The 26,989-nt window shown below is 67.0% G+C and carries 27 protein-coding genes; 3 read left to right on the top strand and 24 right to left on the bottom strand.

Annotation, left to right across the window (positions count from 1 at the left end; all coding sequences use genetic code 11):
- Nucleotides 1-17: 17 nt before the first annotated feature.
- The 20 genes from pdxJ to ACV229_RS20010 form a co-directional block, all read right to left on the bottom strand.
- On the bottom strand, nucleotides 18-791 hold the full coding sequence (gene pdxJ, locus ACV229_RS20105; protein ID WP_448084851.1) for a pyridoxine 5'-phosphate synthase: 774 nt from the start codon (nucleotides 789-791) through the stop codon (nucleotides 18-20).
- Complete coding sequence (recO, locus tag ACV229_RS20100) at nucleotides 788-1,621, bottom strand: DNA repair protein RecO (protein WP_448084850.1); 834 nt, start codon at nucleotides 1,619-1,621, stop codon at nucleotides 788-790. Before recO ends, pdxJ begins: the two co-directional genes overlap by 4 nt.
- Nucleotides 1,608-2,507 carry a GTPase Era gene (era, locus tag ACV229_RS20095; protein WP_448084849.1) on the bottom strand — a complete coding sequence of 300 codons (900 nt, stop codon included), beginning with the start codon at nucleotides 2,505-2,507 and terminating at the stop codon, nucleotides 1,608-1,610. The genes recO and era overlap by 14 nt, the downstream gene beginning before the upstream one ends.
- Nucleotides 2,508-2,570: 63 nt before the next feature.
- A complete protein-coding gene (gene rnc, locus ACV229_RS20090) occupies nucleotides 2,571-3,914 on the bottom strand; it encodes a ribonuclease III (RefSeq protein WP_448084848.1) in 1,344 nt (447 codons plus the stop codon).
- A gap of 153 nt (nucleotides 3,915-4,067) precedes the next feature.
- Complete coding sequence (gene lepB / locus ACV229_RS20085) at nucleotides 4,068-4,961, bottom strand: signal peptidase I (protein WP_448084847.1); 894 nt, start codon at nucleotides 4,959-4,961, stop codon at nucleotides 4,068-4,070.
- A gap of 16 nt (nucleotides 4,962-4,977) precedes the next feature.
- Complete coding sequence (gene lepA / locus ACV229_RS20080) at nucleotides 4,978-6,771, bottom strand: translation elongation factor 4 (RefSeq protein ID WP_448084846.1); 1,794 nt, start codon at nucleotides 6,769-6,771, stop codon at nucleotides 4,978-4,980.
- Between the two features lie 134 nt (nucleotides 6,772-6,905).
- Nucleotides 6,906-7,142, bottom strand: a complete 237-nt coding sequence (locus ACV229_RS20075; protein WP_448084845.1) for a glutaredoxin family protein — start codon at nucleotides 7,140-7,142, stop codon at nucleotides 6,906-6,908.
- An 11-nt stretch (nucleotides 7,143-7,153) separates the two neighbouring features.
- Nucleotides 7,154-8,626 (bottom strand): DegQ family serine endoprotease, encoded by a 1,473-nt coding sequence (locus ACV229_RS20070; RefSeq protein WP_448084844.1) that lies wholly within the window; start codon nucleotides 8,624-8,626, stop codon nucleotides 7,154-7,156.
- 16 nt (nucleotides 8,627-8,642) lie between these two features.
- A complete protein-coding gene (locus ACV229_RS20065) occupies nucleotides 8,643-9,698 on the bottom strand; it encodes a MucB/RseB C-terminal domain-containing protein (RefSeq protein ID WP_448084843.1) in 1,056 nt (351 codons plus the stop codon).
- Nucleotides 9,699-9,703: 5 nt separating this feature from the next.
- Nucleotides 9,704-10,318 carry a sigma-E factor negative regulatory protein gene (locus ACV229_RS20060; protein WP_448084842.1) on the bottom strand — a complete coding sequence of 205 codons (615 nt, stop codon included), beginning with the start codon at nucleotides 10,316-10,318 and terminating at the stop codon, nucleotides 9,704-9,706.
- Between the two features lie 86 nt (nucleotides 10,319-10,404).
- Nucleotides 10,405-11,004 carry an RNA polymerase sigma factor RpoE gene (gene rpoE / locus ACV229_RS20055; protein WP_124829270.1) on the bottom strand — a complete coding sequence of 200 codons (600 nt, stop codon included), beginning with the start codon at nucleotides 11,002-11,004 and terminating at the stop codon, nucleotides 10,405-10,407.
- 91 nt (nucleotides 11,005-11,095) lie between these two features.
- Entirely contained in the window at nucleotides 11,096-11,560 is a 465-nt protein-coding gene (locus ACV229_RS20050) for a hypothetical protein (protein WP_448084841.1), read from the bottom strand.
- Between the two features lie 11 nt (nucleotides 11,561-11,571).
- Nucleotides 11,572-12,804: a beta-ketoacyl-ACP synthase II gene (fabF, locus tag ACV229_RS20045; protein WP_448084840.1), complete on the bottom strand. Its 1,233-nt coding sequence runs from the start codon at nucleotides 12,802-12,804 to the stop codon at nucleotides 11,572-11,574.
- Nucleotides 12,805-12,954: 150 nt separating this feature from the next.
- Entirely contained in the window at nucleotides 12,955-13,194 is a 240-nt protein-coding gene (gene acpP, locus ACV229_RS20040) for an acyl carrier protein (protein WP_004197638.1), read from the bottom strand.
- A gap of 145 nt (nucleotides 13,195-13,339) precedes the next feature.
- Complete coding sequence (gene fabG / locus ACV229_RS20035; RefSeq protein ID WP_448084839.1) at nucleotides 13,340-14,089, bottom strand: 3-oxoacyl-ACP reductase FabG; 750 nt, start codon at nucleotides 14,087-14,089, stop codon at nucleotides 13,340-13,342.
- Nucleotides 14,090-14,125: 36 nt separating this feature from the next.
- On the bottom strand, nucleotides 14,126-15,058 hold the full coding sequence (fabD, locus tag ACV229_RS20030; protein WP_448084838.1) for an ACP S-malonyltransferase: 933 nt from the start codon (nucleotides 15,056-15,058) through the stop codon (nucleotides 14,126-14,128).
- 83 nt (nucleotides 15,059-15,141) lie between these two features.
- On the bottom strand, nucleotides 15,142-16,131 hold the full coding sequence (locus tag ACV229_RS20025) for a beta-ketoacyl-ACP synthase III (RefSeq protein WP_448084837.1): 990 nt from the start codon (nucleotides 16,129-16,131) through the stop codon (nucleotides 15,142-15,144).
- On the bottom strand, nucleotides 16,132-17,238 hold the full coding sequence (plsX, locus tag ACV229_RS20020; protein ID WP_448084836.1) for a phosphate acyltransferase PlsX: 1,107 nt from the start codon (nucleotides 17,236-17,238) through the stop codon (nucleotides 16,132-16,134). It lies immediately after the preceding gene.
- A 129-nt stretch (nucleotides 17,239-17,367) separates the two neighbouring features.
- Nucleotides 17,368-17,547 (bottom strand): 50S ribosomal protein L32, encoded by a 180-nt coding sequence (gene rpmF, locus ACV229_RS20015; RefSeq protein WP_010105341.1) that lies wholly within the window; start codon nucleotides 17,545-17,547, stop codon nucleotides 17,368-17,370.
- 97 nt (nucleotides 17,548-17,644) lie between these two features.
- Nucleotides 17,645-18,280, bottom strand: a complete 636-nt coding sequence (locus ACV229_RS20010) for a DUF177 domain-containing protein (protein ID WP_448084835.1) — start codon at nucleotides 18,278-18,280, stop codon at nucleotides 17,645-17,647.
- Nucleotides 18,281-18,463: 183 nt separating this feature from the next.
- On the opposite strand from ACV229_RS20010, the gene ACV229_RS20005 reads away from it, so the two are divergent.
- Nucleotides 18,464-19,093, top strand: coding sequence for a Maf-like protein (locus ACV229_RS20005; RefSeq protein WP_448084834.1), 630 nt, complete (start codon nucleotides 18,464-18,466; stop codon nucleotides 19,091-19,093).
- A complete protein-coding gene (locus tag ACV229_RS20000; protein ID WP_448084833.1) occupies nucleotides 19,090-19,812 on the top strand; it encodes an SAM-dependent methyltransferase in 723 nt (240 codons plus the stop codon). Before ACV229_RS20005 ends, ACV229_RS20000 begins: the two co-directional genes overlap by 4 nt.
- 137 nt (nucleotides 19,813-19,949) lie before the next feature.
- Here ACV229_RS20000 and ACV229_RS19995 read toward each other — a convergent pair whose 3' ends face one another.
- The 4 genes from ACV229_RS19995 to ACV229_RS19980 are packed head-to-tail and all read right to left on the bottom strand — an operon-like array spanning nucleotide 19,950 to nucleotide 23,016.
- Entirely contained in the window at nucleotides 19,950-20,939 is a 990-nt protein-coding gene (locus ACV229_RS19995; protein ID WP_448084832.1) for a S49 family peptidase, read from the bottom strand.
- 12 nt (nucleotides 20,940-20,951) lie between these two features.
- Nucleotides 20,952-21,350 (bottom strand): Rieske (2Fe-2S) protein, encoded by a 399-nt coding sequence (locus ACV229_RS19990; protein WP_448084831.1) that lies wholly within the window; start codon nucleotides 21,348-21,350, stop codon nucleotides 20,952-20,954.
- Entirely contained in the window at nucleotides 21,347-22,006 is a 660-nt protein-coding gene (locus ACV229_RS19985; protein WP_448084830.1) for an HAD-IA family hydrolase, read from the bottom strand. The genes ACV229_RS19990 and ACV229_RS19985 overlap by 4 nt, the downstream gene beginning before the upstream one ends.
- Nucleotides 22,007-22,011: 5 nt before the next feature.
- Complete coding sequence (locus tag ACV229_RS19980) at nucleotides 22,012-23,016, bottom strand: RluA family pseudouridine synthase (RefSeq protein ID WP_448084829.1); 1,005 nt, start codon at nucleotides 23,014-23,016, stop codon at nucleotides 22,012-22,014.
- 722 nt (nucleotides 23,017-23,738) lie between these two features.
- Between ACV229_RS19980 and ACV229_RS19975 the strand changes: the two genes are divergently transcribed.
- The gene (locus ACV229_RS19975; protein WP_448084828.1) at nucleotides 23,739-26,927 is read left to right on the top strand and encodes an Rne/Rng family ribonuclease; all 3,189 of its coding nucleotides are present in this window, start codon (nucleotides 23,739-23,741) and stop codon (nucleotides 26,925-26,927) included.
- Nucleotides 26,928-26,989 lie beyond the last annotated feature (62 nt).

Here is a 26,989-nt window from a genome sequence, read left to right as displayed (position 1 = left end):
ACAGGGCCATTTCGTCTTCAGCGCGCACCGTGCAGCGCGGCGACGCGGGCCGCGACCATGATCGCCTTCATCTCTCGCACCGCGTTGTCCCAGCCCGCGAAGATCGAATGCGCGACGATCGCGTGGCCGATGTTCAGCTCGACGATGCCGTCGATCGCGGCGATCTGCTGCACGTTCGTGTAATGCAGGCCGTGCCCCGCGTTGACCTTCAGGCCGAGCTGCGCGCCCGCCTGCACGCCCGCGACGATGCGCTCGTACTCGCGCTGCTGCTCGGCGGCGTCATGCGCATCGGCATAGCGGCCGGTGTGCAGCTCGATCACCGGCGCGCCGGCTTCGTGCGCGGCGCGGATCTGCGTCTCGTCCGGATCGATGAACAGCGACACGCGCACGCCGGCGTCGGCGAGCTGCTTGCACGCGGCGCGCACGGCTTCGAAGCGGCCCGCAACGTCGAGGCCGCCTTCGGTCGTCAGCTCCTCGCGCTTTTCGGGCACGAGGCATGCGTCGTGCGGCTGCACTTCGCACGCGATGTCGAGCATCTCGGCCGTCACCGCGCATTCGAGGTTCATCCGCGTCTTCAGCAGCGGGCGCAGCTTGCGCACGTCCGCGTCGACGATGTGCCGGCGATCCTCGCGCAGGTGCAGCGTGATCGCGTCCGCACCCGCCTCTTCGGCCGCGAGCGCCGCGCGGATCGGGTCCGGATAGGTCGTCCCGCGCGCGTTGCGCAGCGTCGCGACGTGATCGATGTTGACGCCGAGGTCGATGGCGTTGGGCGAGGTCAGGAAGAAGCTCATAGGTTTTGCAGGTCGATCAGGATCTGGCGCGTCGCGAGCGGCGTGCCACCGAGATAGGTGTTGAGCAGGAAGCGCATCAGCGTCTTGCTTTGCGCGACGGTCTGGACTCGATGGTAATCGTCCTGCTCCATGTCGAGCAACGTCTGTCCGGTCACCACCGGCCAGTGCGACGGCACGTCGTCGTCCGCGTTGCGCACGCCGCGCTCGGGATCGAACACGTACAGGCGCTCGGCCTCGACCGCACGGCGCGCGACCGTGCGGTTCAGCGCCATTGCATAGCCGGTCTCGCGCAGCAGCACGCGCTCGAACGAGCGCAGCACCTGCACCGCGGGCTCGCCGTGCGCGAGTCGCGTGAGCGTCACCACGTAGTGATTGAAGAGCGGCGGCTGCGGATCCTCGCGCGCGCAGAACTTCACGAGCAGCTCGTTCACGTAGAAGCCGCACAGCAGCGCATCGCCGGCGAGCGGCAGCATTCCGCCGACCCATTCGGCGCCCGTCAGCGTGCGGACCTCGGACTTGCCGGACCACGACAGCAGCAGCGGCTGGAACGTCTGCAGCACGCCGCGCAGCGCGGAATGCGGGCGCTTCGCGCCCTTCGCGACGAGCGCGAGCCGGCCGTGATCGCGCGTCAGCACGTCGACGATCAGGCTCGTTTCACGATACGGATAGCTGTGCAGCACGAACGCCGGCTGCTCGGCGACACGGAAATCGGACGTGCGCGACGTCGCGCGCCGCGCCTTGCGTGGCGGTGCGGGGGGCGCAGGGGGCGGCACGTCGGCGCCAGCCGCCACCGCGTCTTCGGTCGACGTCAGTGCGTCATTCGTACCCATAGGCACGAAGCCCCGCTTCGTTGTCGGCCCAACCGCTCTTCACCTTGACGAAGGTCTCGAGATAGACGGGGCCGTCGAACAGCTTTTCCATGTCCATCCGCGCCTCGGTGCTGATCTGCTTGAGCTTCTCGCCCTTCTTGCCGATCACCATCGCCTTGTGCGAATCGCGCTCGACCAGGATCGTCGCGAAGACGCGCTTCAGGCGCCCTTCTTCCTCGAACTTGTCGATGATGACCGTGCTCGTGTACGGCAACTCGTCGCCGGTCCAGCGGAACACCTTCTCGCGCAGGATTTCGGCGGCAAGGAAGCGCGAGCTGCGGTCGGTGAGGTCGTCCTCGCCGTAGATCGGCTCGCCTTCCGGCAGGTACGGCTTGACCGTCTGCATCAGGCGCTGGACGTCTTCCACATGCTTCGCAGACAGCGGCACGATCTCGGTGAACTCGCGCAGCGCACTCACCTTCTGCATGAACGGGTACAGCGTCGTCTTGTCGTTCACGCGATCGAGCTTGTTCGCGACCAGCAGCGTCGGGACGCCGGGCGGGATCAGGTCGAGCACCTTCTGGTCGTCGGGGCCGAAACGGCCGGCCTCGATCACGAACAGGATCGCGTCGACCGACGTCAGCGTCGACGTGACCGCGCGGTTCAGCGAACGGTTCAGCGCGGTGCTGTGACGGGTCTGGAAGCCGGGCGTGTCGACGAAGATGAATTGCGCGTCTTCGGTCGTGTTGATGCCGGTGATGCGGTGGCGCGTCGTCTGCGCCTTGCGCGACGTGATGCTGATCTTCTGGCCGACGAGCGCGTTCATCAGCGTCGACTTGCCGACGTTCGGACGGCCCACGATCGCGATCATGCCGCAGCGGAAACCAGTGGGGGCGGTAGCGTTCATATCGATTGGGAGACAGGTTCGGAACCGGCCGCGCGGCGCGCGGCACGATCGATGGGCAATGCTTCAGTGGTCTGCATCGGCGACGGGCGCCTGCGCGGCGGCGAGGCTCGGACCGGCCGGCGACGCGTCCGGTCCGGCGGCCGCGTCGCGAACGCGCAGCGTCGCGCGCGGCGCGGCATCGGCGGCCGGTTTGTCGGCGCGCTGAGCGGCGTCGGCGTGATCGGCTGCGTTGTCGGCGGCGCCTGGAGCGGTGTCGGGACGGTCGACCGGCTTGTCAGCGGCACGCGGCGCGGGCTCGGCATGCTCGGCGGGCTTGTCGGCGGTGCGTGACGCGGCGTCGGCACGTTCGGCGGGATTGTCGGCGGTGCGTGACGCGGCGTCGGCACGTTCGGCGGGCTTGTCGGCATGGCGCGGCGCCGCTTCGGCACGCTCCCCCGCCTTGTCAGCCGCCGGCTTCGCGGCTCGCTCGGCCTTTTCAGCACCATGTTCGACGTGCGCGGCGCGGATCGCGGCAACCGGGGCCTGAGCGGCCCGCTCGCCGTGCTCCGCCGTACCGGCCGCGGCCGGCGTCGGCGCTGCCTTCGCTTCGGCACGCGCCGCTGCGCGTTCCTTGCGCTCAGGCGAACGCAGGTCGAGCGCCTCCTGCACGCCCTTCACACCGGGCACGATTTCGGGCTCGACGTGCTTGGCCGCGCGCGCACTCTTCGAACGCTTCGGCTTCGCAGCCGGCATCGGCGCAGCCGCCATCACCTCGTCGAGCGCCTTCTTCGCGGCGGCCTGCTCGGCCGCGCGGCGGCTCGCGCCGGAACCGGACACCTTGACGTCCAGCTTCGGCACCGTGCATTCGACCTCGAACTGCTGATTGTGCGCCGCACCATGCGTCGCGACGACCGTGTAGGTCGGCAATGCGATCTTGTGCCCCTGCAGATACTCCTGCAGCAGCGTCTTCGCGTCCTTGCCGAGCGTGCGCGGATCGATGTGGTCGAGAATCGGGACATAGAGCCGCTTGATGACCCCTTGGGCGGCTTCGAAGCCGCCATCGAGGAACACGGCCCCGATGATGGCTTCGAACGCGTCCGCGAGGATCGACGGCCGGCGGAAGCCGCCGCTGCGCAGTTCGCCCTCGCCGAGCCGCAACCCGTCCGAAATATTCAGGGCCTGAGCAATTTCGTACAGCGACTGCTGTTTGACGAGGTTTGCCCGCACCCGCGACAGGTCGCCTTCGTCCAGCTTGCTGAAACGCTGGAACAAAAGGGCGGCCACCGCGCAATTGAGAACGGAATCGCCGAGGAACTCGAGCCGTTCGTTATGCGTGGCACTGTGACTGCGATGGGTCAAAGCCTGGCGCAACAATTCCGCATTGCGAAATTCGTAGCGCAGCCGGCTTTCCAGCTGAGATAGGGGCATGTGCAGGAGTATAACGCGGGCGCCGGTCGCGCCGAAACGACGCAGCCGGCCCCGAAGAGGCGTGACGTAGCGGTGTTACCGCCGGTTCTTAAAGTAGTTCGCCAATACGCGGCGCGGCCCGTGCGCCACGTATTGCGTGTGTATCGAGCAGGATCAGTTGAACGAGCCGATGCGCTTCAGGTCGCCGAAGTTCATCCAGATGAAGAACGCGCGGCCGACGATGTTCTTGTCCGGCACGAAACCCCAGTAGCGGCTGTCCGCACTGTTGTCGCGGTTGTCGCCCATCATGAAGTAGTGGCCAGGCGGCACCTTGCAGATCACGCCGCGGCTGTTGTACGTGCAGTTGTCGCGATACGGATAGTCGTACGCGCCCATCACGAACGGCGGCACCGCAGGATTGTTGAGGATCGCGTTCTTGCGGCCGTCGAGCGATTCCTCGAACTGCTTCGCATAGTTCTGGCGCTCGTCGTCGAAGAAGTCCGGCAGCGGCGTCTCGGCCACCGGCTTGCCGTTGATCGTCAGCTGCTTGTCCTGGTACGCGACCGTGTCGCCCGGCAGGCCGATCACGCGCTTGATGTAGTCGACCGACTCGTCCTTCGGATAGCGGAACACGACGACGTCGCCGCGCTCGAGCGCACGGCCCTGCGTGATCTTCGTGTTCGTGATCGGCATGCGCAGCCCGTAGTCGAACTTGTTGACGAGGATGAAGTCGCCGACGAGCAGCGTCGGCACCATCGAGCCCGACGGGATCTTGAACGGCTCGACGATGAACGAACGCACGACGAACACCGCGAGGATCACCGGAAAGAAGCTCGCGGTGTACTCGAGCCACCACGGCTGGCGCAGCTTCTCGTCGCGCAGCTTCGAACGGGTCTGCGACGCGTTCTCGTCCGCGAAACGCGCGTCGATGCGCGACTGCTGACGGTCGAATTCCTCGACCGCCGCATCCGCCGACCGCCGGCGCTGCGGCAGGAACACCATCTTGTCGGCAACCCACGCCACGCCCGTCAAAGCGACGAGCACAAAAAGAATCAGCGCAAAATTCATAAAAGGATCAGTCCTGTTATTTGTCTTCGACGCGCAAGATCGCGAGGAACGCTTCCTGCGGGATCTCGACCGAACCCACCTGCTTCATCCGCTTCTTGCCTTCCTTCTGCTTCTCGAGCAGTTTCTTCTTTCGCGTGATGTCGCCGCCGTAGCACTTCGCGAGCACGTTCTTGCGCAGCGCCTTGATGTTCTCGCGGGCAATGATGTGCGCGCCGATCGCGGCCTGGATCGCGACGTCGTACATCTGGCGCGGGATGATCTCGCGCATCTTCGCGGCCACTTCGCGGCCGCGGTACTGCGACTGCGAACGGTGCACGATGATCGACAGCGCGTCGACCTTGTCGCCGTTGATCAGCATGTCGACCTTCACGACGTCCGACGAGCGGTATTCCTTGAACTCGTAGTCCATCGACGCATAGCCGCGCGACACCGACTTCAGGCGGTCGAAGAAGTCGAGCACGATCTCGGCCATCGGGATTTCGTACGTGAGCTGCACCTGGCGGCCGTGGTACTGCATGTTGATCTGCGAGCCGCGCTTCTGTTCGCACAGCGTGATCACCGAGCCGACATAGTCCTGCGGCATGTACAGGTTCACGGTGACGATCGGCTCGCGGATCTCGCCGATTCGCGCCGGCTCCGGCATCTTCGCCGGGTTCTCGACCATGATCATCGTGCCGTCGCTCTGCACGACCTCGTAGACCACGGTCGGCGCGGTCGTGATGAGGTCCATGTCGAACTCGCGCTCGAGCCGCTCCTGCACGATCTCCATGTGCAGCAGCCCGAGGAAGCCGCAACGGAAACCGAAGCCGAGCGCCTGCGACACTTCCGGCTCGTACTGCAGCGATGCGTCGTTGAGCTTGAGCTTTTCGAGCGACTCGCGCAGCGCGTCGTACTGGTTCGCCTCGACCGGGTACAGGCCCGCGAACACCTGCGGCTTCACTTCCTTGAAGCCCGGCAGCGGCGCGGCGGCCGGCTTGGTCGCGTGCGTGACGGTATCGCCGACCTTCGCGGCCGTCAGCTCCTTGATGCCGGCGATGATGAAGCCCACCTGCCCCGCCGACAGCGATTCGAGATCACGCGACTTCGGCGTGAACACACCGACGTGCTCGACCGGATACTGCGCGCCGGTCGCCATCAGCTTGATCTTGTCTTTCGGACGCAGCGTGCCGTTGACGATGCGCACGAGCATCACGACGCCGACGTAGTTGTCGAACCACGAATCGATGATCAGCGCCTGCAGCGGCGCGTCCGGATCGCCCTTCGGCGGCGGCACCTTCGCGATCAGCGACTCGAGCACGTCCTCGACGCCGAGGCCCGTCTTCGCGCTGCAGCGCGTCGCGTCCGTCGCGTCGATGCCGATCACGTCCTCGATCTCGGCGATCGCGTTCTCCGGGTTCGCGGCCGGCAGGTCGATCTTGTTCAGCACCGGCACGACCTCGACGCCGAGCTCGATCGCCGTGTAGCAGTTCGCGACCGTCTGCGCCTCGACGCCCTGGCTCGCGTCGACGACGAGCAGCGCGCCCTCGCACGCGGACAGCGAACGGCTGACCTCGTACGAGAAGTCGACGTGCCCCGGCGTATCGATCAGGTTCAGGTTGTAGACCTTGCCGTCACGCGCGCGATACGACAGCGCGGCAGTCTGTGCCTTGATCGTGATGCCGCGCTCGCGCTCGATATCCATCGAGTCGAGCACCTGCGCTTCCATTTCACGGTCGGCGAGCCCGCCGCATACCTGGATGATGCGATCCGCGAGCGTCGACTTGCCATGGTCGATGTGCGCGATGATCGAGAAGTTGCGAATATGATCCATTCAGTGCCGATCAAGCGAAAAAGGCGCGCTCGACGACCGCGGAGCACGCCTTGTAAGTCGGTGAAAAAACGGCCTATTTTAGCCGAAAAGCCCTTCGTCGGGCGGCATTTTGGCGGCCGGCCGCCGCGGCGCCGTCAGCACCGGGCGGCGAGTGCGTTCCGCACCCGCGCCTCGTCGAACCGGTGGCGGCATACTTCCGCGCCATCCAGCAGCAGCACGGGCACGTCCTCGTCGTAGCGAGCAACGAGCGCCGCATCCGCGTCGATGTCGACATAATCGACTGCCACCCCGAATTCGGCCGCCACCGGCGCCAGTGCGTCGCGCATGTCGTCGCACAGGTGGCACCAGCCGCGGCCGTAGAGCGTGAACATTGGCGCTCGCGTCACTTCTGGCGCGGGCGCACCGGGATGAACTGCGTGTTGTCGCCGCGCCGCACCAGCACCGCGACCGCCTTCTGCGGGTCGAGCTGCGCGGTGATGTCGGCGAACTGCTTCGCGCTCGTGATGTCGGTGTCGCCGATGCGCAGCACGACATCGCCGCGCTGCAGGCCCGCACGCGCCGCCGGGCCGTCGACATTGTCGACCTGCACGCCATTCTTCAGCTTCAGCGATTTCAGCTGGTCGGCCGGAATGTCACTGACCGTCAGGCCGAGCGCATTGCTCTGGCGCGGTTTCTGCGGCGGATTCTTGCTGCCCGAGTCGGCCTTTGCCGTCGTGTCGCCCTGCGTCTCGGCGATCATGATCGGCAGGTCGCGCGACTGACCCTTGCGCCAGACGGTGACCGTCGCCTTCGAACCCGGCTTCGTGTCGCCGACCATGCGCGGCAGATCCGACGCCGTATCGACCGGACGGCCGTTGAACTTCAGGATGATGTCGCCCGGCTGGATGCCCGCCTTGTCGGCCGGCCCGCCCGGCTCGACGCTGCTGACGAGCGCGCCTTCCGCCTTCGGCAGGCCGATCGAGTCGGCCACGTCCTTCGTCACCTCGCCGATCGCGACCGCGATCCGGCCGCGCGTCACCTTGCCCGACGCCTTCAGCTGGTCGGCCACGCGCATCGCCTCGTCGATCGGAATCGCGAACGAGATGCCCATGAAACCGCCGGTGCGGCTGTAGATCTGCGAGTTGATGCCGATCACCTCGCCCTGCATGTTGATCAGCGGGCCGCCCGAGTTGCCGGGGTTGACGGCCACGTCGGTCTGGATGAACGGCAGGTAGTCGCCGGTGTTGCGCCCCTTCGCGCTGACGATGCCGGCCGTGACGGTGTTGTCGAGGCCGAACGGCGAACCGATCGCGACGACCCATTCGCCGACGCGCACCTTGTTCGAATCGCCGATCGCGACGACCGGCAGGTTCGACGCCTGGATCTTCACGACCGCGACGTCGGTGCGATCGTCGACGCCGATCAGCTTCGCCTTGAACTCGCGCTTGTCGGTCAGCGTCACGTAGATCGTGTCGGCATCATCGACGACGTGCGCATTGGTCATCACGTAGCCGTCGGCGGACAGGATGAAGCCCGAGCCGACGCCGCGATTCTGCTCGGTGTCGGGCGGATTGTCCGGCGCCGGCGCATTTTTCGGATTGCCGGGCGCCTGCGGCAGCGGAATGCCGAAGAAGCGCCGGAAGAATTCCGACATGTCGCCGTTGTCGAACCCCGGCGGGAACGCACCGCGCGGGCCGGAGGACGGCACATTGGCGGTCGTCCGGATGTTCACGACGGCCGGCCCGACCTTTTCGACGAGGTCCGCGAAATCGGGCAGGCTCGCCCCGGGAGCCGCAGCCGCGGTGTGCGGGACGAGCGGCAGGCAAGCCGCCACCGCCGCAACGGCCAGCCATTTGCGCAGCGTGAGTTTCATCATGTCGGAGACGGTAGCGTTACTTGGAAGCCTTGTATTCTATGGCAGACGCAAACTGCTGCAACGTGGCCGGCGGCACTTCGCCGAGCACGGTGATCCAGTAGTCGCCACGGCGCTTGACGAGCACGTGTGTCGCGCCCGTGCTGCCCGCGCCTTCCTTGCGCGTGTTCTTCTCGGCCGGTTCGATGAAAACGGAGATCGTCGCGAGCCCGTCGGTGAAGACGGCCTGGTCGACCGGAATCGGCGGGTCGCCCGCGTCGCGCGCTGCCATCGGCCGCCGCACCTCGCGGATCTTCTGGAAGCCGGCGACGCTCGGCGCGAGCTGCCAGCCCTGCGCCTCCATGTCGACCGGCGCAACGGGCGGACGCACGACCGTCCAGCCGTTCAGGTTCTTCATGCCCGCTGCGATCGCGCTCTTGTCGCCGGCGCCCGCGCCGCCCATCTGCAGTTGCGAGAACGCGATCTGCTCGAGCACGTGGTCGCTCGCGTCCAGCGTCTGCGAGCGCAGCAGCAGGCCCGTGCGGGCATCGGCCCACAGCTTGTAGGTAAAGCGGTATGCGTCCTTCGGCACCAGCTCGACGACTTGCGCGTCGAGCCCCGCGACGCGGTCCTTGCCGAGCAGCTTCGCGTCGTAGACCGACATCACGTGCTCGCCGCTCGCGCCGAGCAGCGCGGGGAAGGAATCGCGGGCCTGCCGGCGCTCGACCACGCACAGCTTGCGCTCGGGCACGAACGTATACAGCTCGTCGTTGTGCCGCAGCAGCTTGCGGGGCTTGCCGTCGAGGCTCTCGATCCGCTCGAATTCGCCGTCGCGGGACGCATAATGGACGATCCGCGACGACTGCACGAATCCGCCGCGCTGATAGACGAACGTGCCTTCGTAACTCTGCTGCTGCGCCGCCTGCTGGATGCGGTCGAGCCAGTCGGCGGCACCTTTGCGGGTCGCGACGGGGTCGTCCGGCTGCTGGGCGTTGGCTTGAAGGGATTGAACGGACAACAGCGCGGCTGCGCAAAGCAGGAGAGCCGGCAGCCGCATCCATCCGGAGATGGCGTGATTCAACCGCAAAGTCCGCATCGGGTTTATTGGCCTGGCGTCGTGGCAACGGCAGCGCGAATCAGCGGCATCGAGCCCGTGACGACAGGCTGCTGCGCGAATTGCTGGTGCGCTTCAAGATATTGGTCGAGACTCGCGTCGCGAATGATGTTGGCGTCCTGCAGACCCGGCTGCGACGGCGCCTGCGCGACTGTCACGCGCTGCAGGTTGCCCTGCTGCTGCGCGGACACCGCCGCGACCTGCACGCCCGGCGCGCCGGCCGTCTGCATCAGCGGAACGACGATCCACGTCAGCGTCGCGGCCGCGGCCGCGACGGCAAACGCCGGCACGACACGCCGGCGCAGCGACAGCAGCTTGCGGGTGACCGGCGCGGCGGCCGGCGCGAGCAGATGCGGCTCGGCCTCGAGGCAGGCCGACATGCGCGCGGTGAACGACGCGCTCAGCACCGGCGACAGCGCCAGATCGTCCGAGCGCAGCGCATCGCCGATCAGGTGGTAATGGGCCCACGCAGCGCGATCCGCGTGGTCGAACTCAGCCAGAAACTGCCCGTGATCCGGGCCGTCGAACATTTCGCCGTCGACCAGAGCGGAAAGGCGCTCGCCACGCGAGCACGCGAACGACTGCGTATTGACCGACCCCATGATGCTCCCCATCTTGCACACCCCGTCGTGACTTCACGACTCTATCCGTAACTAGACCCCGACCCGCCCCGTTTCGCCCGAAACGCTTACCAGCGCTTGCCTTCGGGTGTATCGAGCAGCGGACGCAATTTGGCAGCGATTGCCTCACGGGCCCGGAAAATCCGCGAACGGACCGTCCCGATCGGGCAGCCCATCATCTCCGCGATTTCCTCGTAGCTCAGCCCTTCGATCTCGCGCAGCGTAATCGCCTGGCGCAGCTCCTCGGGCAAGACGGCCATTGCAGCGTTGACCGTCTCGGCAATCTGCTTGCTCATCAACATCGACTCAGGCGTGTTGATATCCCTTAGTTGGTCTGCGTCGGAGAAAGTTTCCGCCTCTTCGGCATCCGCCTCGGTCGAGGTCGGCGCCCGGCGGCCTTGCGTCGCAAGGTAGTTCTTCGCCGTATTCACGGCAATTCGGTACAACCACGTATAGAAAGCCGACTCGCCGCGGAACTGCGGCAGCGCGCGGTAGGCCTTGATGAACGCGTCCTGCGCCACATCCTCGACCTCGGCGGGATCCCGCACGAGGCGCGAGATCAACCGAATGATCTTGCGGTGGTATTTGGAGACCAGGAGTTCGAACGCCGCCTTGTCGCCTTTCTGTACGCGCTCGACCAGAGCCTGATCGATTTCTTTTTCACTCACCTGACAAATCCGTTAACTAGGGATGCAACGCGGAGCGCTATTGTAGCGTTCCCGCGCCGGGCGCTGGTTACGGTCGGTAACTGCCCCGCCGTCATGCCGGCCCCGCCGCGCCCGTGGTTCGCGCCAGCACGGACAGCGCGCTGAACGACGCCGCATCGAGCGCATCGGCCGGAATCAGCAACGCCCGCGCACGGCGCGCGTCGGGCCCGACCGACAGCACGAGCAGCAGGCTGCTCCAGTGAGCGTAACCCGTCACGCGGCCGCGCGCGAGCAGCTGCCCGGTGCGGCCAAACGCCGCAATTTCCCCGAGCGCGTCGATCTGCAGCTCGGCCGGCAGTTGCCGCGCACAGGCACGCGCCGCACCGAACGCCAGCAGCACCGCCGCCGCGATCGCGGCACCGGCGCCGGCCGCAAAGCCCGAGCGTGGCGCGAGAAACAGATGCACCGCGCACGCAGCCGACGCGACGAAAACGGCAAGCATCACGTACGACACGGCCGAGGCCCGCAGCGCGATCCGCTGCGGGCACCCGGCCGAATTAACGAAAGGACTCGTCAAGCGATCCTGCGTCAGGCGCGCTTGAACACCAGCGTGCCGTTGGTTCCGCCAAAGCCGAAGTTGTTCTTCACGGCCACGTCGATCTTCATGTCACGCGCGGTGTTCGCGCAGTAATCGAGATCGCACTCCGGATCCTGGTTGAAGATGTTGATGGTCGGCGGCGACACCTGATTGTGCAGCGCCAGCACCGTAAACACCGACTCCAGGCCGCCCGCGCCGCCCAGCAGGTGGCCGGTCATCGACTTCGTCGAGTTCACGACCATCTTGTACGCGTGCTCGCCGAACGCGGCCTTGACGGCGTCGGACTCGTTCTTGTCGCCGAGCTGCGTCGACGTGCCGTGCGCGTTCAGGTACTGGACCTGGTCCGGGTTCACGCCGGCATCGCGCAGCGCCGCGACCATGCAGCGGCGCGGGCCGTCCATGTTCGGCGCGGTCATGTGGTACGCATCGCCCGACATGCCGAAGCCCGAGACTTCCGCGTAGATCTTCGCGCCGCGCGCCTTCGCCGCCTCGTACTCCTCGAGCACCATCACGCCGGCGCCTTCGCCCAGCACGAAGCCGTCGCGGTCCTTGTCCCACGGACGGGACGCGGTGGCCGGATCGTCATTGCGGGTCGACAGCGCGCGCGCCGCCGCAAAACCGCCGATGCCGAGTGGCGAAACGGTCGATTCGGCGCCGCCCGCGACCATCACGTCGGCGTCGCCTGCCTGGATCAGGCGCGCGGCGAGGCCGATGCTGTGCAGGCCGGTCGTGCAGGCCGTCACGGCCGCGAGGTTCGGGCCCTTCAGGCCGAACATGATGCTCAGGTGACCCGAGATCATGTTGATGATCGAACCGGGCACGAAGAACGGCGAAATCCGGCGTGCACCGCGGTCGACGTAGGTCTGGTGGGTATCTTCGATCATCGGCAGGCCGCCGATGCCGGAGCCGACCAGCACGCCGATGCGTTCCGCATTGGCTTCGGTCACTTCCAGCCCGCTGTCCTTCAGCGCCTGGACGCCGGCGGCGATGCCGTAATGGATGAAGGTATCCATGTTGCGGGCCTCCTTCGCCGGGATGTACTCCTCGGCGCTGAAGCCCTTCACCTCGCCCGCGAAATGCACGGCCAGGTTCGACGGATCGAATTTGGTGACGGTAGCGATACCGGACTTGCCGGCGACGAGATTGGCCCAGCCGTCGGCAACATTATTGCCAACAGGCGAAATCAGCCCCAGGCCTGTAACAACAACACGACGGCGGCTCACGGTAACCTCTTTTCCATTGGATGACAAAAGCAAAAGCCACAGCGGCCACAGGAACCAGCCCTGCAAGCCCTGTGGCTGTTAGTCCGTCCGGCGAGGATGCCGGCAGGATGGCGCGTCAAATGCGACGAAGGCAAAAAGCGCGGACGGCGCTTACGCCTTGACGTTCGCGCGAGCGTAGTCGATCGCTTGCTGAACGGTCGTGATCTTCTCCGCTTCTTCGTCCGGGATTTCCATGCCGAACTCGTCTTCGAGGGCCATCACCAGCTCGACGGTGTCGAGCGAGTCGGCGCCCAGGTCGTTCACGAACGAAGCTTCGTTCTTGATCTCGGCTTCCGCGACGCCCAGTTGTTCAGCGACGATCTTCTTGACACGTTGTTCGATATTGTCCATTACCCCTCCGAGGGAAAGTTCAGATTTACAAGTGCGCGCATTTTATCAGGTTTGCTGCCGGCAAAAACGCACGTTGGCTTGATGGTCGATCAAGCGCCGATCCGCCTGAAAAACGGGATACGGCGCGGATGGTAAACGAAAAACGTTACGACATGTACATGCCGCCGTTCACGTGCAGCGTCGTGCCGGTGATATAACCGGCCTGCGGCGATGCCAGGAACGCGACGGCATGGGCGATGTCCTCCGGGCTGCCGAGGCGGCCGAGCGGAATCTGGGTCTTGAGCGCGGTCTGCTGCTCTTCCGGCAGCGTCTTCGTCATGTCGGTGTCGATGAAGCCCGGCGCGACGCAGTTGACCGTGATGCCGCGGCTGCCGATCTCGCGCGCGAGCGCGCGGGTCATGCCGGCGACGCCGGCCTTCGCGGCCGCATAGTTCGCCTGGCCCGGGTTGCCGGCCGAGCCGACCACCGACGTGATGTTGATGATGCGGCCGCCGCGCGCCTTCATCATCGGGCGCAGCACTGCGCGCGACAGGCGGAACACCGACTTCAGGTTGGTGTCGATCACCGCGTCCCAGTCCTCGTCCTTCATCCGCATCGCGAGCTGGTCCTGCGTGATGCCCGCGTTGTTGACGAGCACGTTCAGCCCGCCGAACTCCTTGACGGTCGCGTCGATCAGCGCCTCGGCAGCCGCCGCGTCGTTGACGTTCAGCACCGCGCCGCGGCCCGTGACGCCCGCTTCCGCGAACCCCGCGGTGATGGCGGCCGCGCCCGATTCGCTCGTCGCCGTGCCGATCACCGTCGCGCCCTGGCGCGCCAGCTCGAGCGCGATCGCCCGGCCGATGCCGCGCGACGCGCCGGTCACGATCGCAACCTGTTTATCGAGAGTCTTGTCCATGAATCGAATGTCCGTTTCTTCGGGAATGGCGCCGCGTCACGCGGTCGCCAGCTTGAGCGCTTCGTCGAGCGACGCCGGATCGAACACCGACGCGCCCGTCAGGCCGCCGTCGATGCGCTTCGTGAGGCCCGCGAGCACCTTGCCCGGACCGCACTCGATCACGTGCGTGACGCCCGTGCCCGCGATGTGCTGCACGCACTCGACCCAGCGCACGGGGCCTGCGGCCTGGCGCACCAGCGCGTCCTTGATCGCGGCCGGATCGCTCGTCACCGCGACGTCGATGTTGTTGACGACCGGGATCTGCGGCGCCTTCACGTCGACGCTCGCAAGATAGTCGCGCAACTGGTCCGACGCCGGCTTCAGCAGCGACGAATGGAACGGTGCCGACACCGGCAGCGGCAGCGCGCGCTTCGCGCCCTTCGCCTTCGCGATCTCGCAGGCCTTCTCGACGGCCGCCTTGTTGCCGGCGATCACGACCTGCGCCGGCGCGTTGAAGTTGACCGCTTCGACGACGCCCGCTTCCGCGGCTTCGGCGCACACCGCGCGCACCGTGTCATCGTCGAGGCCGAGAATCGCAGCCATCCCGCCCTGGCCGACCGGCACCGCGGTCTGCATCGCCTGCGCGCGAAAGCGCACGAGCGGCACCGCATCCTTGAACGCGATCGCGCCGGCGGCGACGAGCGCCGTGTATTCGCCGAGGCTGTGGCCCGCGACGATCGACGGCGCCGGGCCGCCTGCCTGCTGCCACGCGCGATAGCACGCGTACGCGGCCGTCAGCATCACGGGCTGGGTGTTGGTGGTGAGATTCAGTTCTTCAGCCGGACCTTCGGCAATCAGCTTGCCGAGATCCTGGTTGAGCGCATCGGACGCTTCCTGGAGCGTTTCGCGCACGACAGCCAGATCGGCGAATGCGTTGAGCATGCCGACCGACTGCGAGCCCTGCCCCGGAAAAACGAATGCAAATTTCATATCGTCCCCAATTGAATCGATTCAGACGGCGCGCGCGAACGGCGCGCCGGATGGGAGCGCGCGCAGCAGTTGCGCGCGGCGGATCAGAAGCGGAAGACGGACGCGCCCCACGTGAAGCCGCCGCCGACGCCTTCGATCAGCACGTGCTGGCCGCGCTTGATGCGGCCATCGCGCACCGCGGCATCGAACGCGAGCGGGATCGACGCGGCCGACGTGTTGCCGTGCTCGCCGACCGTCACGACCATGCGCTCCTGCGGCAGGCCAAGCTTGCGGCAGGTGCTCGTCATGATGCGGATGTTGGCCTGGTGCGGGATCAGCCAGTCGACCTGCTCGGGCGCGAGGTTCGCTTTCGCGAGCGCCTCGATCGCGACCTTCTCGAGCACGTTGACCGCGAGCTTGAACACGGCCTGGCCATCCATGTGAAGAAATGCGCTGCCTTCGATCACGCCGCGATTGACGTTGCCCGGCGTGCAGAGGATGTTCGAGTAGCTGCCGTCCGCGTGCAATGCGCTGCCGAGCACGCCCGGCTCTTCCGACGCGGACAGGATCACCGCGCCCGCACCGTCGCCGAACAGCACGCAGGTCGTGCGGTCCTTGAAATCGAGGATGCGCGAGAACGTCTCCGCGCCGACGACGAGCGCCGTGCGGTGCTGGCCGCTGCGGATGAAGCTGTCGGCCGTCGCCACCGCATACGCGAAGCCGGAACACACGGCCTGCACGTCGAACGCGGCGCCGCCGTTCTTGATGCCGAGCTTGTTCTGCAGCAGGCACGCAGTGCTCGGGAACACGAAATCGGGGGTCGAAGTCGCGACGATGATCAGGTCGATCGACTGCGGATCGATGTCGGCCGCCTCGATCGCGCGCCGCGATGCTTCGAGCGCGAGATCGCTCGTCGTGACGTCCGGTGCCGCGAAGTGACGCGCATGGATGCCCGTGCGCGCAACGATCCACTCGTCGCTCGTCTCGATGCCGTCCTGCGCGAGACGATCGGCCAGCTGCTGGTTCGTGACGCGGTCGGGCGGCAGGTAGCTGCCCGTGCCGAGCACGCGGGAATAGAGAGTCGATTGGGCCATTTATGCTTTAGAGGATAGCGCAGCGGAGGGCTCGGCGTGATGGCCTGCGGCGGGACTCGCCTGGCCCGCGCCGCTCGCGTCGTGCCCGCCGTCGCCGAGCGACACGGAATTGTCCGCCATCGCGCGCGCGAGGCGCTCCAGCACGCCGTTTTTGACGGCATCATACCCGCGTTTGATCGCCCACTCAAACGCGTAGGCGTCCGCGGAACCGTGGCTCTTGATCACGAGGCTCTTCAGGCCCAGCAGCGCCGCGCCGTTGTACTGGCGGTGGTCGACGCGCTTCTTGAAGCGCATCAGGACCGGCAGCGCGAGGAACGCCATCAGCTTCGACATCAGCGAACGGCCGAACTCCTCGCGGATGATGTCGGACAGCATCTGCGCGAGCCCTTCGGACGTCTTCAGCGCGACGTTGCCGACGAAACCGTCGCAGACGATCACGTCGACGGTGCCCTTGTAGATGTCGTTGCCTTCGACGTTGCCGCGGAAATTGAGCGTGCTCGCGCGCAGCAGTTCGCCCGCGCGCTTGATCGTCTCGTTGCCCTTGATGACTTCTTCGCCGATGTTCAGGAGGCCGATCGTCGGCCGCTCCTTGCCTTCGAGCGCGGCCACGAGCGCGTGCCCCATCTCGGCGAACTGCAGCAGGTGCTGCGGTTCGCAATCGACGTTCGCGCCGAGGTCCAGCATCATCGTGTAGCCGGTCGGGTTCGGCAGCGCGAACGCGATCGCGGGCCGCTCGATGCCGGGCAGCGTCTTCAGCACGTAACGGGAAACGGCCATCAGCGCGCCGGTGTTGCCGGCGGAGATGCAAGCCTGGGCCTCGCCTTCTTTGACGTGATTGAGAGCGACGCGCATCGAAGAGTCCTTCTTCTTGCGCAATGCCACTTCAACGGGATCGTCCATCGCCACGACTTCGGTGGCGGGCACGATGGACAGCGCAGGGTCGTCGAGCGCCTTGCACTTCTTGAGCTGCGCACGGATCGCACTCTCGATGCCGACGAGCATCAGGTGCGCATCGGGATGCGCGCGAACGAACTTGACTGCCGCGGGAACGGTCACGGACGGGCCGTGGTCGCCTCCCATGCAATCGATTGTGAGCTTTACTGTCATGGAATGCGACGAATTTCAGGCACAAAAAAGCGGCAGTTGAATGCCGCCTTTTTGTTGAGCCAGGAAAGTGTCAAGCGAACCAGTTGTCACGCGAACGGCGATCGTAGCGCGCAACGCGTGACTTGACGCTTAGTCGTTCTTCGTCTTGACGACTTTCTTGCCGCGATAGTAGCCGTTCGGGCTGATGTGGTGACGCATATGCACTTCACCCGTGCTCGGCTCGACCGCCAGCGGCGTCGTCGTCAGGAAATCGTGCGAACGATGCATGCCGCGCTTCGACGGCGACTTCTTGTTTTGCTGAACTGCCATGACAAACTCCTAAAAATTTTCCGGATTCTAACACAGCCCGATCCGGCGCTTAACTACCCTGGCCCACGGCCTTTACGCCTTCCCGCGCTTCAACTGCTCAGTGTTTCTTGTTGCCGTCCTCGTCCTTCTTCAGCGCTTCGAGCGCTGCGAACGGATTCGGCCGTTTGCCCTCGTCCCCGGCTTCCCCGGACTCGTCGTCCGATTCTTCCGCGGGACCGCTCGCACCCGACACGAGGCTTTCGTGAACCGCCGGGCAAACCTCGTGCTTGGGCACGAGCGGCAGCGAAAGCAGCAACTCCTCCTCGATCAAGTCGACGAGATCGAAATGGCGGGAGCCTACGATCACATCGGCTTCATCGTCGTCGAGCGGAAATTCTTCAGCTTCTTCTTCGGTCGCCACGATCCGGTACGTCATATCGACGTCGAACCCCTGATCGTACGGGCTCATGCAGCGCTGGCACGTGAGCCACGCATGGCCGTGCAGCGCGAGGCGCAGATACGGCTGCTGCCCGTCGGCGCCGTCGTCCTGCAGTTCCTTCTGCGAGAACCCTTCCGCCTGCCACGTGAAGACCGTGTCGCGATCTGGCGCGTCCGCCGGCACTTCGTTTAACATGCGCGGCAGTTGCGAAAGGTGCACTGCACCCGACGCCTGCCGCCCGCTGCGGGCGAATTCGAACAGGTCGATCGCGCGCGGATCGAGCGAAACCGCAGGTTTGCCAGAGGAAGGATTCATGTGCGCTCCTGCGTGTCGAGCCGGCTCGGCGCCGTGGACTTCCGAAGACCCGGCGGGCACCCAACGGGAGCCTGCCGATGAAAAGCGGGAAAGCATACCTGTTTTATCTTTTACAGTCAATCACTTAAGCTGGCGCCCGCGCACCGCCGTGTGGCGCCCTACGACTCACCGATCCAACCGACCATGCCGGACACCCTTTGCCGCCCGCCGCGGCTGATTCTTGCCTCCAGTTCCCGTTACCGCCGCGCGCTGCTCGCGCGCCTCGGCATACCGTTCGACGTCGTGTCGCCCGACATCGACGAAACCCCGCTGCCCGGCGAGTCGCCTGCCGCGACCGCGCTGCGCCTGTCCGGCGCGAAGGCGCGCGCGGTCGCCGCGACGATCGATGCGCCGGACGGCGTGCTCGTGATCGGCTCCGACCAGGTCGCGACCTTCGACGGCCTGCAGATCGGCAAGCCCGGCACGCACGAGCGCGCGCTCGCGCAGCTCGTCGCGATGCAGGGGCGCGACGTCGAATTCCACAGCGCGCTGTGCCTGTACGACAGCCGCACCGACGAAACGCACACCGAAGACATCGTGACGCGCGTGCGCTTCCGCACGCTGCCCGAGGCCGAACTCGACGCGTACCTGCGCGCGGAAACGCCGTACGACGTCGCGGGCAGCGCGAAGTCCGAAGGGCTCGGCATCGCGCTGCTCGACGCGATTGACTCGGACGACCCGACCGCGCTCGTCGGCCTGCCGCTGATCGCGCTGACCCGGATGCTGCGCACCGCCGGCTACCCGCTGTTTGCTACGCAAGGAGACCGCGCATGACGGCCGGCACGCTCTATCTGGTACCGAACACGCTCGGCGACGGCGACGAAACGATGCTGGCCGCCGTGTTGCCCGCGGCCGTGCAGGCACGCGCGGGCACGCTCGGCTACTACATCGGCGAGAACGCGAAGACCACGCGTGCGTTCCTGAAGAAGATCGGCACGACACGCCCGATCCAGGAGATCGAGATCCGCGAACTGAACGTGAACACGCCGGCCGGCGAGGTCGACCGGCTGCTCGCGCCGATCCTGGCCGGCGCGGACGCCGGGCTCGTGTCCGAGGCCGGCTGCCCGGCCGTCGCCGATCCCGGCGCGCTGCTGGTGCGCCGCGCGCACGAGCGCGGCGTGAAGGTCGTGCCGCTCGTCGGGCCGAGCTCGATCCTGCTCGCGCTGATGGCGTCGGGCCTGAACGGCCAGAGTTTCGCGTTCAACGGCTACCTGCCGGTCGACGCGGCCGCGCGCACGAAACGGCTGCGCGAGCTCGAGCAGTTGTCGCGCAAGGCCCGCCAGACGCAGATCTTCATCGAGACGCCGTACCGCAATCACGCGATGCTCGACACGCTCGTCGCAACCTGCGCGCCGTCGACGCTGATCTGCGTCGCGGCCGACCTGACGCTCGCGACCGAGACGATCGCGAGCCGCACCGCGGCGGATTGGAAAAAGGCGCCTGTGCCGAATCTGCACAAGCGCCCTGCGATCTTCCTGCTGCTGGCGAACTGACGGCGCGCGCCCGCTGCGGCGGTGGCGCGGTGGCGCGGCAGTGTTGTGGCAAGCCATCCGGCGCGCGGCCGGCGCAAACCCGTCGCGACACCGCCGGCAGCGAGCCGTGACCAGCCCGCCACCGGCGGAAACCGCGCCTAGCGCAGGCTCAACTGCGCGCCCGCCGCCAGCGCCTTCATCGCGGCATTGCCGACCTCCGCGCCGAACTTGCGTGCGACGCGGTTCGTCAGGCTTTCCTTCACCGTGTAGTCGACGAGATCCGGCGCCTTCAGCACGTCGCGCGCGACCGTGTCGGTCGTGCCGTAGCCATCGGCAAGCCCAAGCTCCACGCTCTTCTCGCCGGTCCAGAACAGGCCCGAGAACATGTCGGGCGTCTCGTGCAGGCGTGCGCCGCGACCGTCCTTCACGGCCTTGATGAACTGCGCATGCACCTGGTCGAGCAGCGCCTGCGCGTGTACGTCCATCTTCGCGGTTTCGGGTGAGAACGGATCGTAGAAGCCCTTGTTCTCGCCCGACGTGTGCAGGCGGCGCTCGACGCCGAGCTTGTTCATCAGGCCGGTAAAGCCGAAACCGTCCATCAGCACGCCGATCGAGCCGACGATGCTGGCCTTGTCGACGTAGATCTTGTCGGCCGCCGACGCGATGTAATAGCCGCCCGACGCGCACATGTCGCCCACGACCACATAGAGCGGCTTGCTCGGGTACTTTGCGCGCAGGCGCTTGATCTCGTCGTAGACCATGCCGGCCTGCACGGGGCTGCCGCCCGGGCTGTTGATCTGCAGCACGACACCGACCGTGCCGTCGTCGTCGAACGCGCTGTCGAGCGCGGTGTTGATGTCTTCCGCGTTCGCGTTGGTGCCCGCCGCGATCTCGCCGTCGATCGTCACGAGCGCCGTGTGCCGGCCGCCCGCCGAGAACTTCGAATCGCTCGAGAAATCGATCAGCGCGAACGCGAGCAGCAGGAGCACGCCGAGGAACGCGAAGCGGAAAAAGATCTTCCAGCGCCGCGCCGCGCGCTGCTCCTTCACCGCCGCGAGCGCGATCCGCTCGAGCGCCGCGCGCTCCCAGTTCGGTTCGCGACCGTCGGAGCGGGAAGAGGAATCGGGAGGAGTCGGTTGGTCGGCCATGCGTGGTTGTCGTCAGTCAAGGGTGGCGGGGCGCAGATCCGCGTCGGGCAGCCAGAATACCGCGCGACCGTCCGGCGTGTCGCGCTCGTCGACCTCGACCGGGCGCAGGCGCGCGCCGCGGCACGGGCCGCCGACGCACTTGCCGGTGTCCGGCGCGTAGATCGCACCGTGCGTCGCGCACATCAGGTACAGGCCGGACGACTCGAAGAACTGCCCCTCGACCCAGTCCAGCTCCATCGGCACGTGCGCGCAACGGTTCAGGTAGCCGTACGCGCGCCCATCATAGCGGACGAAGAACACGACGACCGGTTCGCCGCGCAGCGTCGCGTCGACGCGCACGCCGGCGCCGCGGTCGGCCAGCGCGTCCGCCGCGCACACCCGTACGGGCGCCGGTGTGGATGCGGTGCTCATGCGTGTTCGCGCAGCCAGCCGGCCAGCGCGTCGACGTCCGCCGCGACAAAGCGCGGCGCCAGCGCGGCGAGCGCGTCGGCCGAATGCGCGCCGTACGCGACACCGATCCCGGCAGCGCCCGCACTCGCGGCCATCTGCAGGTCGTGCGTCGTGTCGCCGATCATCACCGTCCGCGCCAGATCCTGCCCCAGTTCCCGCGACAGCTCCTGCAGCATCGCCGGATGCGGCTTCGAGAACGTCTCGTCCGCGCAGCGCGTCGCGTCGAACAGGCTGGTCAGCTTCGCCTGGTCAAGCGCACGGTTCAGCCCCACCCGCCCCTTGCCGGTCGCGACCGCGAGCAGGTAGCCCGTGTCGCGCAGCTCGGCGAGCAGCTCGCGCACGCCGGCGAACAGCTCGATGCGCTGGTCCTTGATCAGGTAGTGATACCGGTAGCGCTCGGCGAGGCGCGGATATTCGGCCGGATCGAGGGTCGGAGCGGTAATCTGCAGCGCGTCGCGCAGCCCGAGGCCGATCACGTAGCGGGCCGCCTCGTCGGACGGCGTGGGCAGACCGAGATCGCGGCATGCTGCCTGGATGCTGAAGGCGATATGCGCCGTCGAATCCATCAGCGTGCCGTCCCAGTCGAAGACGATCAGATCAAATTGCTGTCGTGCCATGCGTTTCAAGCGGTATCGCGCAATGCGCTCAGTTGGTCGAGGAAGCGCCGGCATTCGTCCGGCAGCGGCGCGTCGAACTGCAACGCCTCGCCGGTCAGCGGATGCGCGAGCCGCAGCCGGTGCGCATGCAGGAACATCCGCTTGAGCGACGGCTGCGCGTTCGCGCGTGCGAGCGCCTTGTTCAGGGCGAAATCGCCGTACTTGGCGTCGCCGACGATCGGCAGGCCGAGATGGGCGAGATGCACGCGAATCTGATGGGTCCGACCCGTTTTAAGTTCCGCCTCGACGAGCGCGTACTCGGGCCAGCACTCGATCAGGTTGAAGACGGTATGCGACGGCAGCCCGTCATCCTGCACACGGACGCGCCGCTCCCCTTCCGGGGTCGAATACTTGAACAGCGGTACCTTGACTGCGCGGCGGCGGCCCCAGTCGGACTGCCACTCGCCATGCGCGCACGCGAAATAGCGCTTGTCCATCCGGTTCTCGCGGATCTGCTCGTGCAGTCCGACGAGCGCGGCGCGCTTCTTCGCAAGCATCAGGATGCCGGACGTCTCGCGGTCGAGCCGGTGCACCAGTTCGAGGAATTTCGCGCGCGGACGCGCCTGGCGCATCTGCTCGATCACGCCGAACGCGACGCCGCTGCCGCCGTGCACCGCGATGCCGGCCGGCTTGTCGATGACGAGCATCGCGTCGTCCTCGAACAGCACGTCGAAATGCGCGGGCGGCACGACCGGCGTGTCGGCGCGCGCGAGGTCGGCCGCGGCCACGCGTACCGGCGGCACGCGCACGATGTCGCCATATGCGAGCCGGTACTGCGCGTCGACCCGGCCCTTATTGACGCGGACTTCCCCGCTGCGCAGGATCCGGTAGATATGGCTTTTCGGCACGCCTTTACAGACGCGCAACAGGAAGTTGTCGATCCGCTGACCGGCAGCGTTTTCGTCGATCTCGACCATCGAGACCTGGCCACTTGTGACCGAATTCTGGGATATTTTGCCTAACTCATTCATACTGAATATAATTTTGCCCAGCCTGACGTAGCGGGTGGCCTGACCGGCCGGCCTGGACGGCTTGGGTGAGGCGCAAGCGCAAACCGTCATTTTACTTGCGCCGGGGGCTGGCTGCTCGCCCCGAACCAAGAGAAGCAGCAAGTTGCACGCACGGCGCCGGCCGCCGGCAAGGATCGCGCCCACAGGCGGATTCGGTCGGCAAGGCGCCGCGGTAACGGAAAGTTGGTTGAAAAGAATTTAATTGGCAGCCGGGCGGCGCGATGCGCGCCCGTACCGGCTGCCGGTTGCGAAAATTACGGCGTTGCGCCCGATTTGGCCCCGCGAAGCGTGCGGGGACTGGCGACGTCAAACCAGGGAAGTACACCCCAGGCGGGAAAGTCGGGCTGGATTCGATACTCCCCGCTGCGGCCGAAGCCGCAGCATCTGCCGCCCGTCGGCGCGCGCGACTCACTGCGCGCGCCCGTGGCAATGCCGGTCTCAGGCTTAGCGCGCTTTCGCAGCGTGCGGTGTGTGAACGCCATGCTTTGAAGCCGTATTCGCAGGTGCCCTTTGGCCGCCGGCCCCGTCGTTCGGGACCCAAGCGCCTATTCAGGCAATTCTCCCCGCCATCGTTCCCGCTCCAGCGTGCTTGTGACAACACAACAAGGCGCGGCCTGCCGTCGTCCCCGCTCTCCCGGCTGACAACCGTGAGGCGCCGGCAGCAGAGCCGCCTGGAGTCGTTCATGAAACGCATGCTGTTCAATGCGACGCAGCAGGAGGAGCTGCGCGTCGCCATCGTCGATGGGCAAAAACTCATCGACATCGACATCGAAACCGCCGGACGCGAACAGCGCAAAGGCAATATCTACAAGGGTGTCGTCACCCGCATCGAGCCGTCGCTCGAAGCGTGCTTCGTCAACTACGGCGAAGACCGCCACGGCTTCCTGCCGTTCAAGGAAGTCGCCCGCCAGTACTTCAAGGAAGGCGTCGACATGCGCTCCGCGCGCATCCAGGACGCGCTGCGCGAAGGCCAGGAGCTGATCGTCCAGGTCGAGAAGGAAGAGCGCGGCAACAAGGGCGCGGCCCTCACCACCTTCATCTCGCTCGCCGGCCGCTACCTCGTGCTGATGCCGAACAACCCGCGCGGCGGCGGCGTGTCGCGCCGCATCGAGGGCGACGAGCGCCAGGAACTGCGCGAAACGATGGCGCAGCTGCAGATTCCGGACGGCATGAGCATGATCGCCCGCACCGCGGGCATCGGCCGCAGCGCCGAGGAACTGCAGTGGGACCTGAACTACCTGCTGCAGCTGTGGCGCGCGATCGAAGCGGCGTCGCAAAGCGGCAACCCCGGCCAGCCGATGCTGATCTACCTGGAATCGAGCCTCGTGATCCGCGCGATCCGGGACTATTTCCAGCCGGATATCGGCGAGATCCTGATCGACACGACCGAGATCTACGATCAGGCCCGTGCGTTCATGGACATCGTGATGCCGGACAACGTCGCGAAGGTGAAGCGCTACCACGACGACGTGCCCCTCTTCTCCCGCTTCCAGATCGAGCACCAGATCGAAACGGCCTACTCGCGCACGGTGCCGCTGCCGTCGGGCGGCGCGATCGTGATCGACCACACCGAGGCGCTCGTCGCGATCGACGTGAACTCGGCGCGCGCGACCAAGGGCGCGGACATCGAGGAAACGGCAACCCGCACGAACCTCGAAGCGGCCGACGAAGTTGCCCGCCAGCTGCGTCTGCGCGACCTCGGCGGCCTGATCGTGATCGATTTCATCGACATGGAATCGGCGAAGAGCCAGCGCGAAGTCGAGCAGCGCCTGAAGGATGCGTTGAAGCATGACCGTGCCCGCGTGCAGATGGGCAAGATCTCGCGCTTCGGCCTGATGGAGCTGTCGCGCCAGCGGCTGCGTCCGGCGCTGTCCGAAGGCAGCCACGTGACCTGCCCGCGCTGCAACGGCACCGGCCATATCCGCGACACCGAATCGTCCGCGCTGCAGGTCCTGCGGATCATTCAGGAAGAGGCGATGAAGGAAAACACCGCGGCGATCCACTGCCAGGTGCCGGTCGAGGTGACCGCCTTCCTGCTCAACGAAAAGCGCCAGGAAATCAACAAGATCGAGTCGCGCTTCAAGGTCGGCATCGTGCTGATCCCGAACAAGCACCTCGATACGCCGCACTACAAGCTCGAGCGCCTGCGCCACGACGACGCGCGCCTCGACGACCCGCGCGCGTCGTGGAAGATGGCCGAGGAAGCGGCCCGCGAAATGGAGTCGGAAACCGGCTACAGCAAGCGCACCGCCGACGTGAAGCCGAAGCAGGAAGCCGCGGTCAAGGGCATTACGCCCGAGCGTCCGGCACCGAGCCCGGCGCCGCAGCGCGCGGCAGAACCGGCGCCCGCACCGGCACCGGCGCCTGTCGCCCCGGCAAGCGGCGGTTTCATCAGCTGGCTGAAGGGCCTGTTCGGCATGCAGCCGGCAGCACCGGCTCCGGCCCCGGCGCCTGTGCAGGAACAGGCCGCGGGCCGTCCGGTTCGCGAGCGCACCGAAAAGACCGAGCAACGTGGCGAGCGCGGCGGCGACCGCACTCGCAACCGCCGCGGTGGCGCCCAGCAGCCGCAGGGCGGCCGCGACCAGGCTGCCGCCGGCCGTGGCCAGCCGCAGCGCCCGGAGCGCGAAGGCAAGGAAGCCCGCGAACCGCGTGAAGGCCGCGAGGGTCGCGAAGGCCGTGGCCAACGAGAGCAACGCGAAGCCCGTGAGGGTCGCGAGGCACGCGAACCGCGTGAACAACGCGAGCCGCGCGAGCCGCGCGAACCGCGTGAACAACGCGAGCCGCGCGAGCGCGTTGAGCGCGTCGAGCAGCCGGAAACCGTCGAAGCAGCCGGCCGTGGCGAGCGCCAGGAACGCGGCGAGCGTCGCGAGCGCGGTGAACGCCGCAAGCCGACCCAGCACGCGGCTACGCTCGAGACCGTGACCCGCGGCGAAAGCCATGCGGAACCGGTCGAAGACAAGGTTGCCGCAGCCGAACTGCCCGGCGCCGACGTGATGGCTGACGCCGAAGCCGGCGCACGAGACGGCGAGGAGCGTCGCCGCCGCCGCCGCGGCCGCCGTGGCGGTCGTCGCGAACGCGACGAAGACGGCGCGATCGTCGCCCACGCAGAGGAAGGCGCGGACGGCGAAGCCGTCGCCATGCCGGCAGCCGAGTCGGCAGACGAGCCGGTAACGCACGCGGCACCGGTCGCGACGATCGAGCCGGCGCACACCGCCGCACCGGCAGCCGTAGCCGCCGTCGCGGCAGCAGGCGCGGTCGTTGCGGAAGCCGCAGCAGCGCACGCCGAGCCGGCCCAGCCGGCCGCAGTCGACACGCAGCCGGCCCCGGCCCGCGTCGACGAAGCCCCGGCAGCGCCCGCCATTGCAGCGCAACCCGCCGAAGCGGTCGCCGCTGCGCCCGCGGCCGAAGCCGAAGCCGGCCCTGCCCCGGTCGCCGTGTCGCCGACCGACGCGTTCGAGGTGCCCGAGGCTGCTGCGGCAGTCGTTGCCCCGCAACCGGCACCGGTCGCGGAGGTCGCACCGGCCGTCGCAGCTGAAGCTGCCCCGGCACCGGTTGCCGAACCGGCTCACGTCGAACCGGCTCATGTCGAACCGGCTCATGTCGAACCGGCACCGGTCGCGGCCGCCGAAGCGGCACCGGCAGCGGTGGTCGAGCCCGTGCAACCGGCCGCCGCGGCGCCCGCTGCGGCCAGCCTCGAGACGGTGCTGATGCAGGCCGGCCTCGTGTGGGTGAACACGGACGCCGGCAAGCTCCGCGCCGCCCAGGACGCCGCCGCGCAGCTCCCGCGCACTGCCCGCGTGCCGCGCGAACGCAAGGCGCTGCCGCCCGTCGACTCAACGCCGATGCAGCAGGTGGAAACGACGCATCACTGATCGCGTTCGCCACGACGAAAAAGCCCGCTTCGGCGGGCTTTTTCACGTCCGCGCTGCGGGTT

The sequence above is a fragment of the Burkholderia sp. MR1-5-21 genome, from assembly GCF_053427715.1.
This window is presented reverse-complemented; position numbering and strand designations above follow the sequence as displayed.

Bases quoted from the DNA above. Each gene is read 5' to 3' on its own strand.
- ACV229_RS20075 (WP_448084845.1), bottom strand. From the start codon at position 7,142: ATGTTCACGCTCTACGGCCGCGGCTGGTGCCACCTGTGCGACGACATG.
- ACV229_RS19985 (WP_448084830.1), bottom strand. From the start codon at position 22,006: ATGGCACGACAGCAATTTGATCTGATCGTCTTCGACTGGGACGGCACG.
- rnc (WP_448084848.1), bottom strand. From the start codon at position 3,914: ATGCCCCTATCTCAGCTGGAAAGCCGGCTGCGCTACGAATTTCGCAAT.
- fabG (WP_448084839.1), bottom strand. From the start codon at position 14,089: ATGGACAAGACTCTCGATAAACAGGTTGCGATCGTGACCGGCGCGTCG.
- pdxJ (WP_448084851.1), bottom strand. From the start codon at position 791: ATGAGCTTCTTCCTGACCTCGCCCAACGCCATCGACCTCGGCGTCAAC.
- lepA (WP_448084846.1), bottom strand. From the start codon at position 6,771: ATGGATCATATTCGCAACTTCTCGATCATCGCGCACATCGACCATGGC.
- ACV229_RS20070 (WP_448084844.1), bottom strand. From the start codon at position 8,626: ATGATGAAACTCACGCTGCGCAAATGGCTGGCCGTTGCGGCGGTGGCG.
- fabD (WP_448084838.1), bottom strand. From the start codon at position 15,058: ATGAAATTTGCATTCGTTTTTCCGGGGCAGGGCTCGCAGTCGGTCGGC.
- plsX (WP_448084836.1), bottom strand. From the start codon at position 17,238: ATGACAGTAAAGCTCACAATCGATTGCATGGGAGGCGACCACGGCCCG.
- rpmF (WP_010105341.1), bottom strand. From the start codon at position 17,547: ATGGCAGTTCAGCAAAACAAGAAGTCGCCGTCGAAGCGCGGCATGCAT.
- ACV229_RS20010 (WP_448084835.1), bottom strand. From the start codon at position 18,280: ATGAATCCTTCCTCTGGCAAACCTGCGGTTTCGCTCGATCCGCGCGCG.
- ACV229_RS20065 (WP_448084843.1), bottom strand. From the start codon at position 9,698: ATGCGGACTTTGCGGTTGAATCACGCCATCTCCGGATGGATGCGGCTG.
- ACV229_RS19990 (WP_448084831.1), bottom strand. From the start codon at position 21,350: ATGAGCACCGCATCCACACCGGCGCCCGTACGGGTGTGCGCGGCGGAC.
- ACV229_RS20005 (WP_448084834.1), top strand. From the start codon at position 18,464: ATGCCGGACACCCTTTGCCGCCCGCCGCGGCTGATTCTTGCCTCCAGT.
- lepB (WP_448084847.1), bottom strand. From the start codon at position 4,961: ATGAATTTTGCGCTGATTCTTTTTGTGCTCGTCGCTTTGACGGGCGTG.
- ACV229_RS19995 (WP_448084832.1), bottom strand. From the start codon at position 20,939: ATGGCCGACCAACCGACTCCTCCCGATTCCTCTTCCCGCTCCGACGGT.
- ACV229_RS19975 (WP_448084828.1), top strand. From the start codon at position 23,739: ATGAAACGCATGCTGTTCAATGCGACGCAGCAGGAGGAGCTGCGCGTC.
- recO (WP_448084850.1), bottom strand. From the start codon at position 1,621: ATGGGTACGAATGACGCACTGACGTCGACCGAAGACGCGGTGGCGGCT.
- ACV229_RS19980 (WP_448084829.1), bottom strand. From the start codon at position 23,016: ATGAATGAGTTAGGCAAAATATCCCAGAATTCGGTCACAAGTGGCCAG.
- ACV229_RS20060 (WP_448084842.1), bottom strand. From the start codon at position 10,318: ATGGGGTCGGTCAATACGCAGTCGTTCGCGTGCTCGCGTGGCGAGCGC.
- ACV229_RS20025 (WP_448084837.1), bottom strand. From the start codon at position 16,131: ATGGCCCAATCGACTCTCTATTCCCGCGTGCTCGGCACGGGCAGCTAC.
- acpP (WP_004197638.1), bottom strand. From the start codon at position 13,194: ATGGACAATATCGAACAACGTGTCAAGAAGATCGTCGCTGAACAACTG.
- era (WP_448084849.1), bottom strand. From the start codon at position 2,507: ATGAACGCTACCGCCCCCACTGGTTTCCGCTGCGGCATGATCGCGATC.
- ACV229_RS20000 (WP_448084833.1), top strand. From the start codon at position 19,090: ATGACGGCCGGCACGCTCTATCTGGTACCGAACACGCTCGGCGACGGC.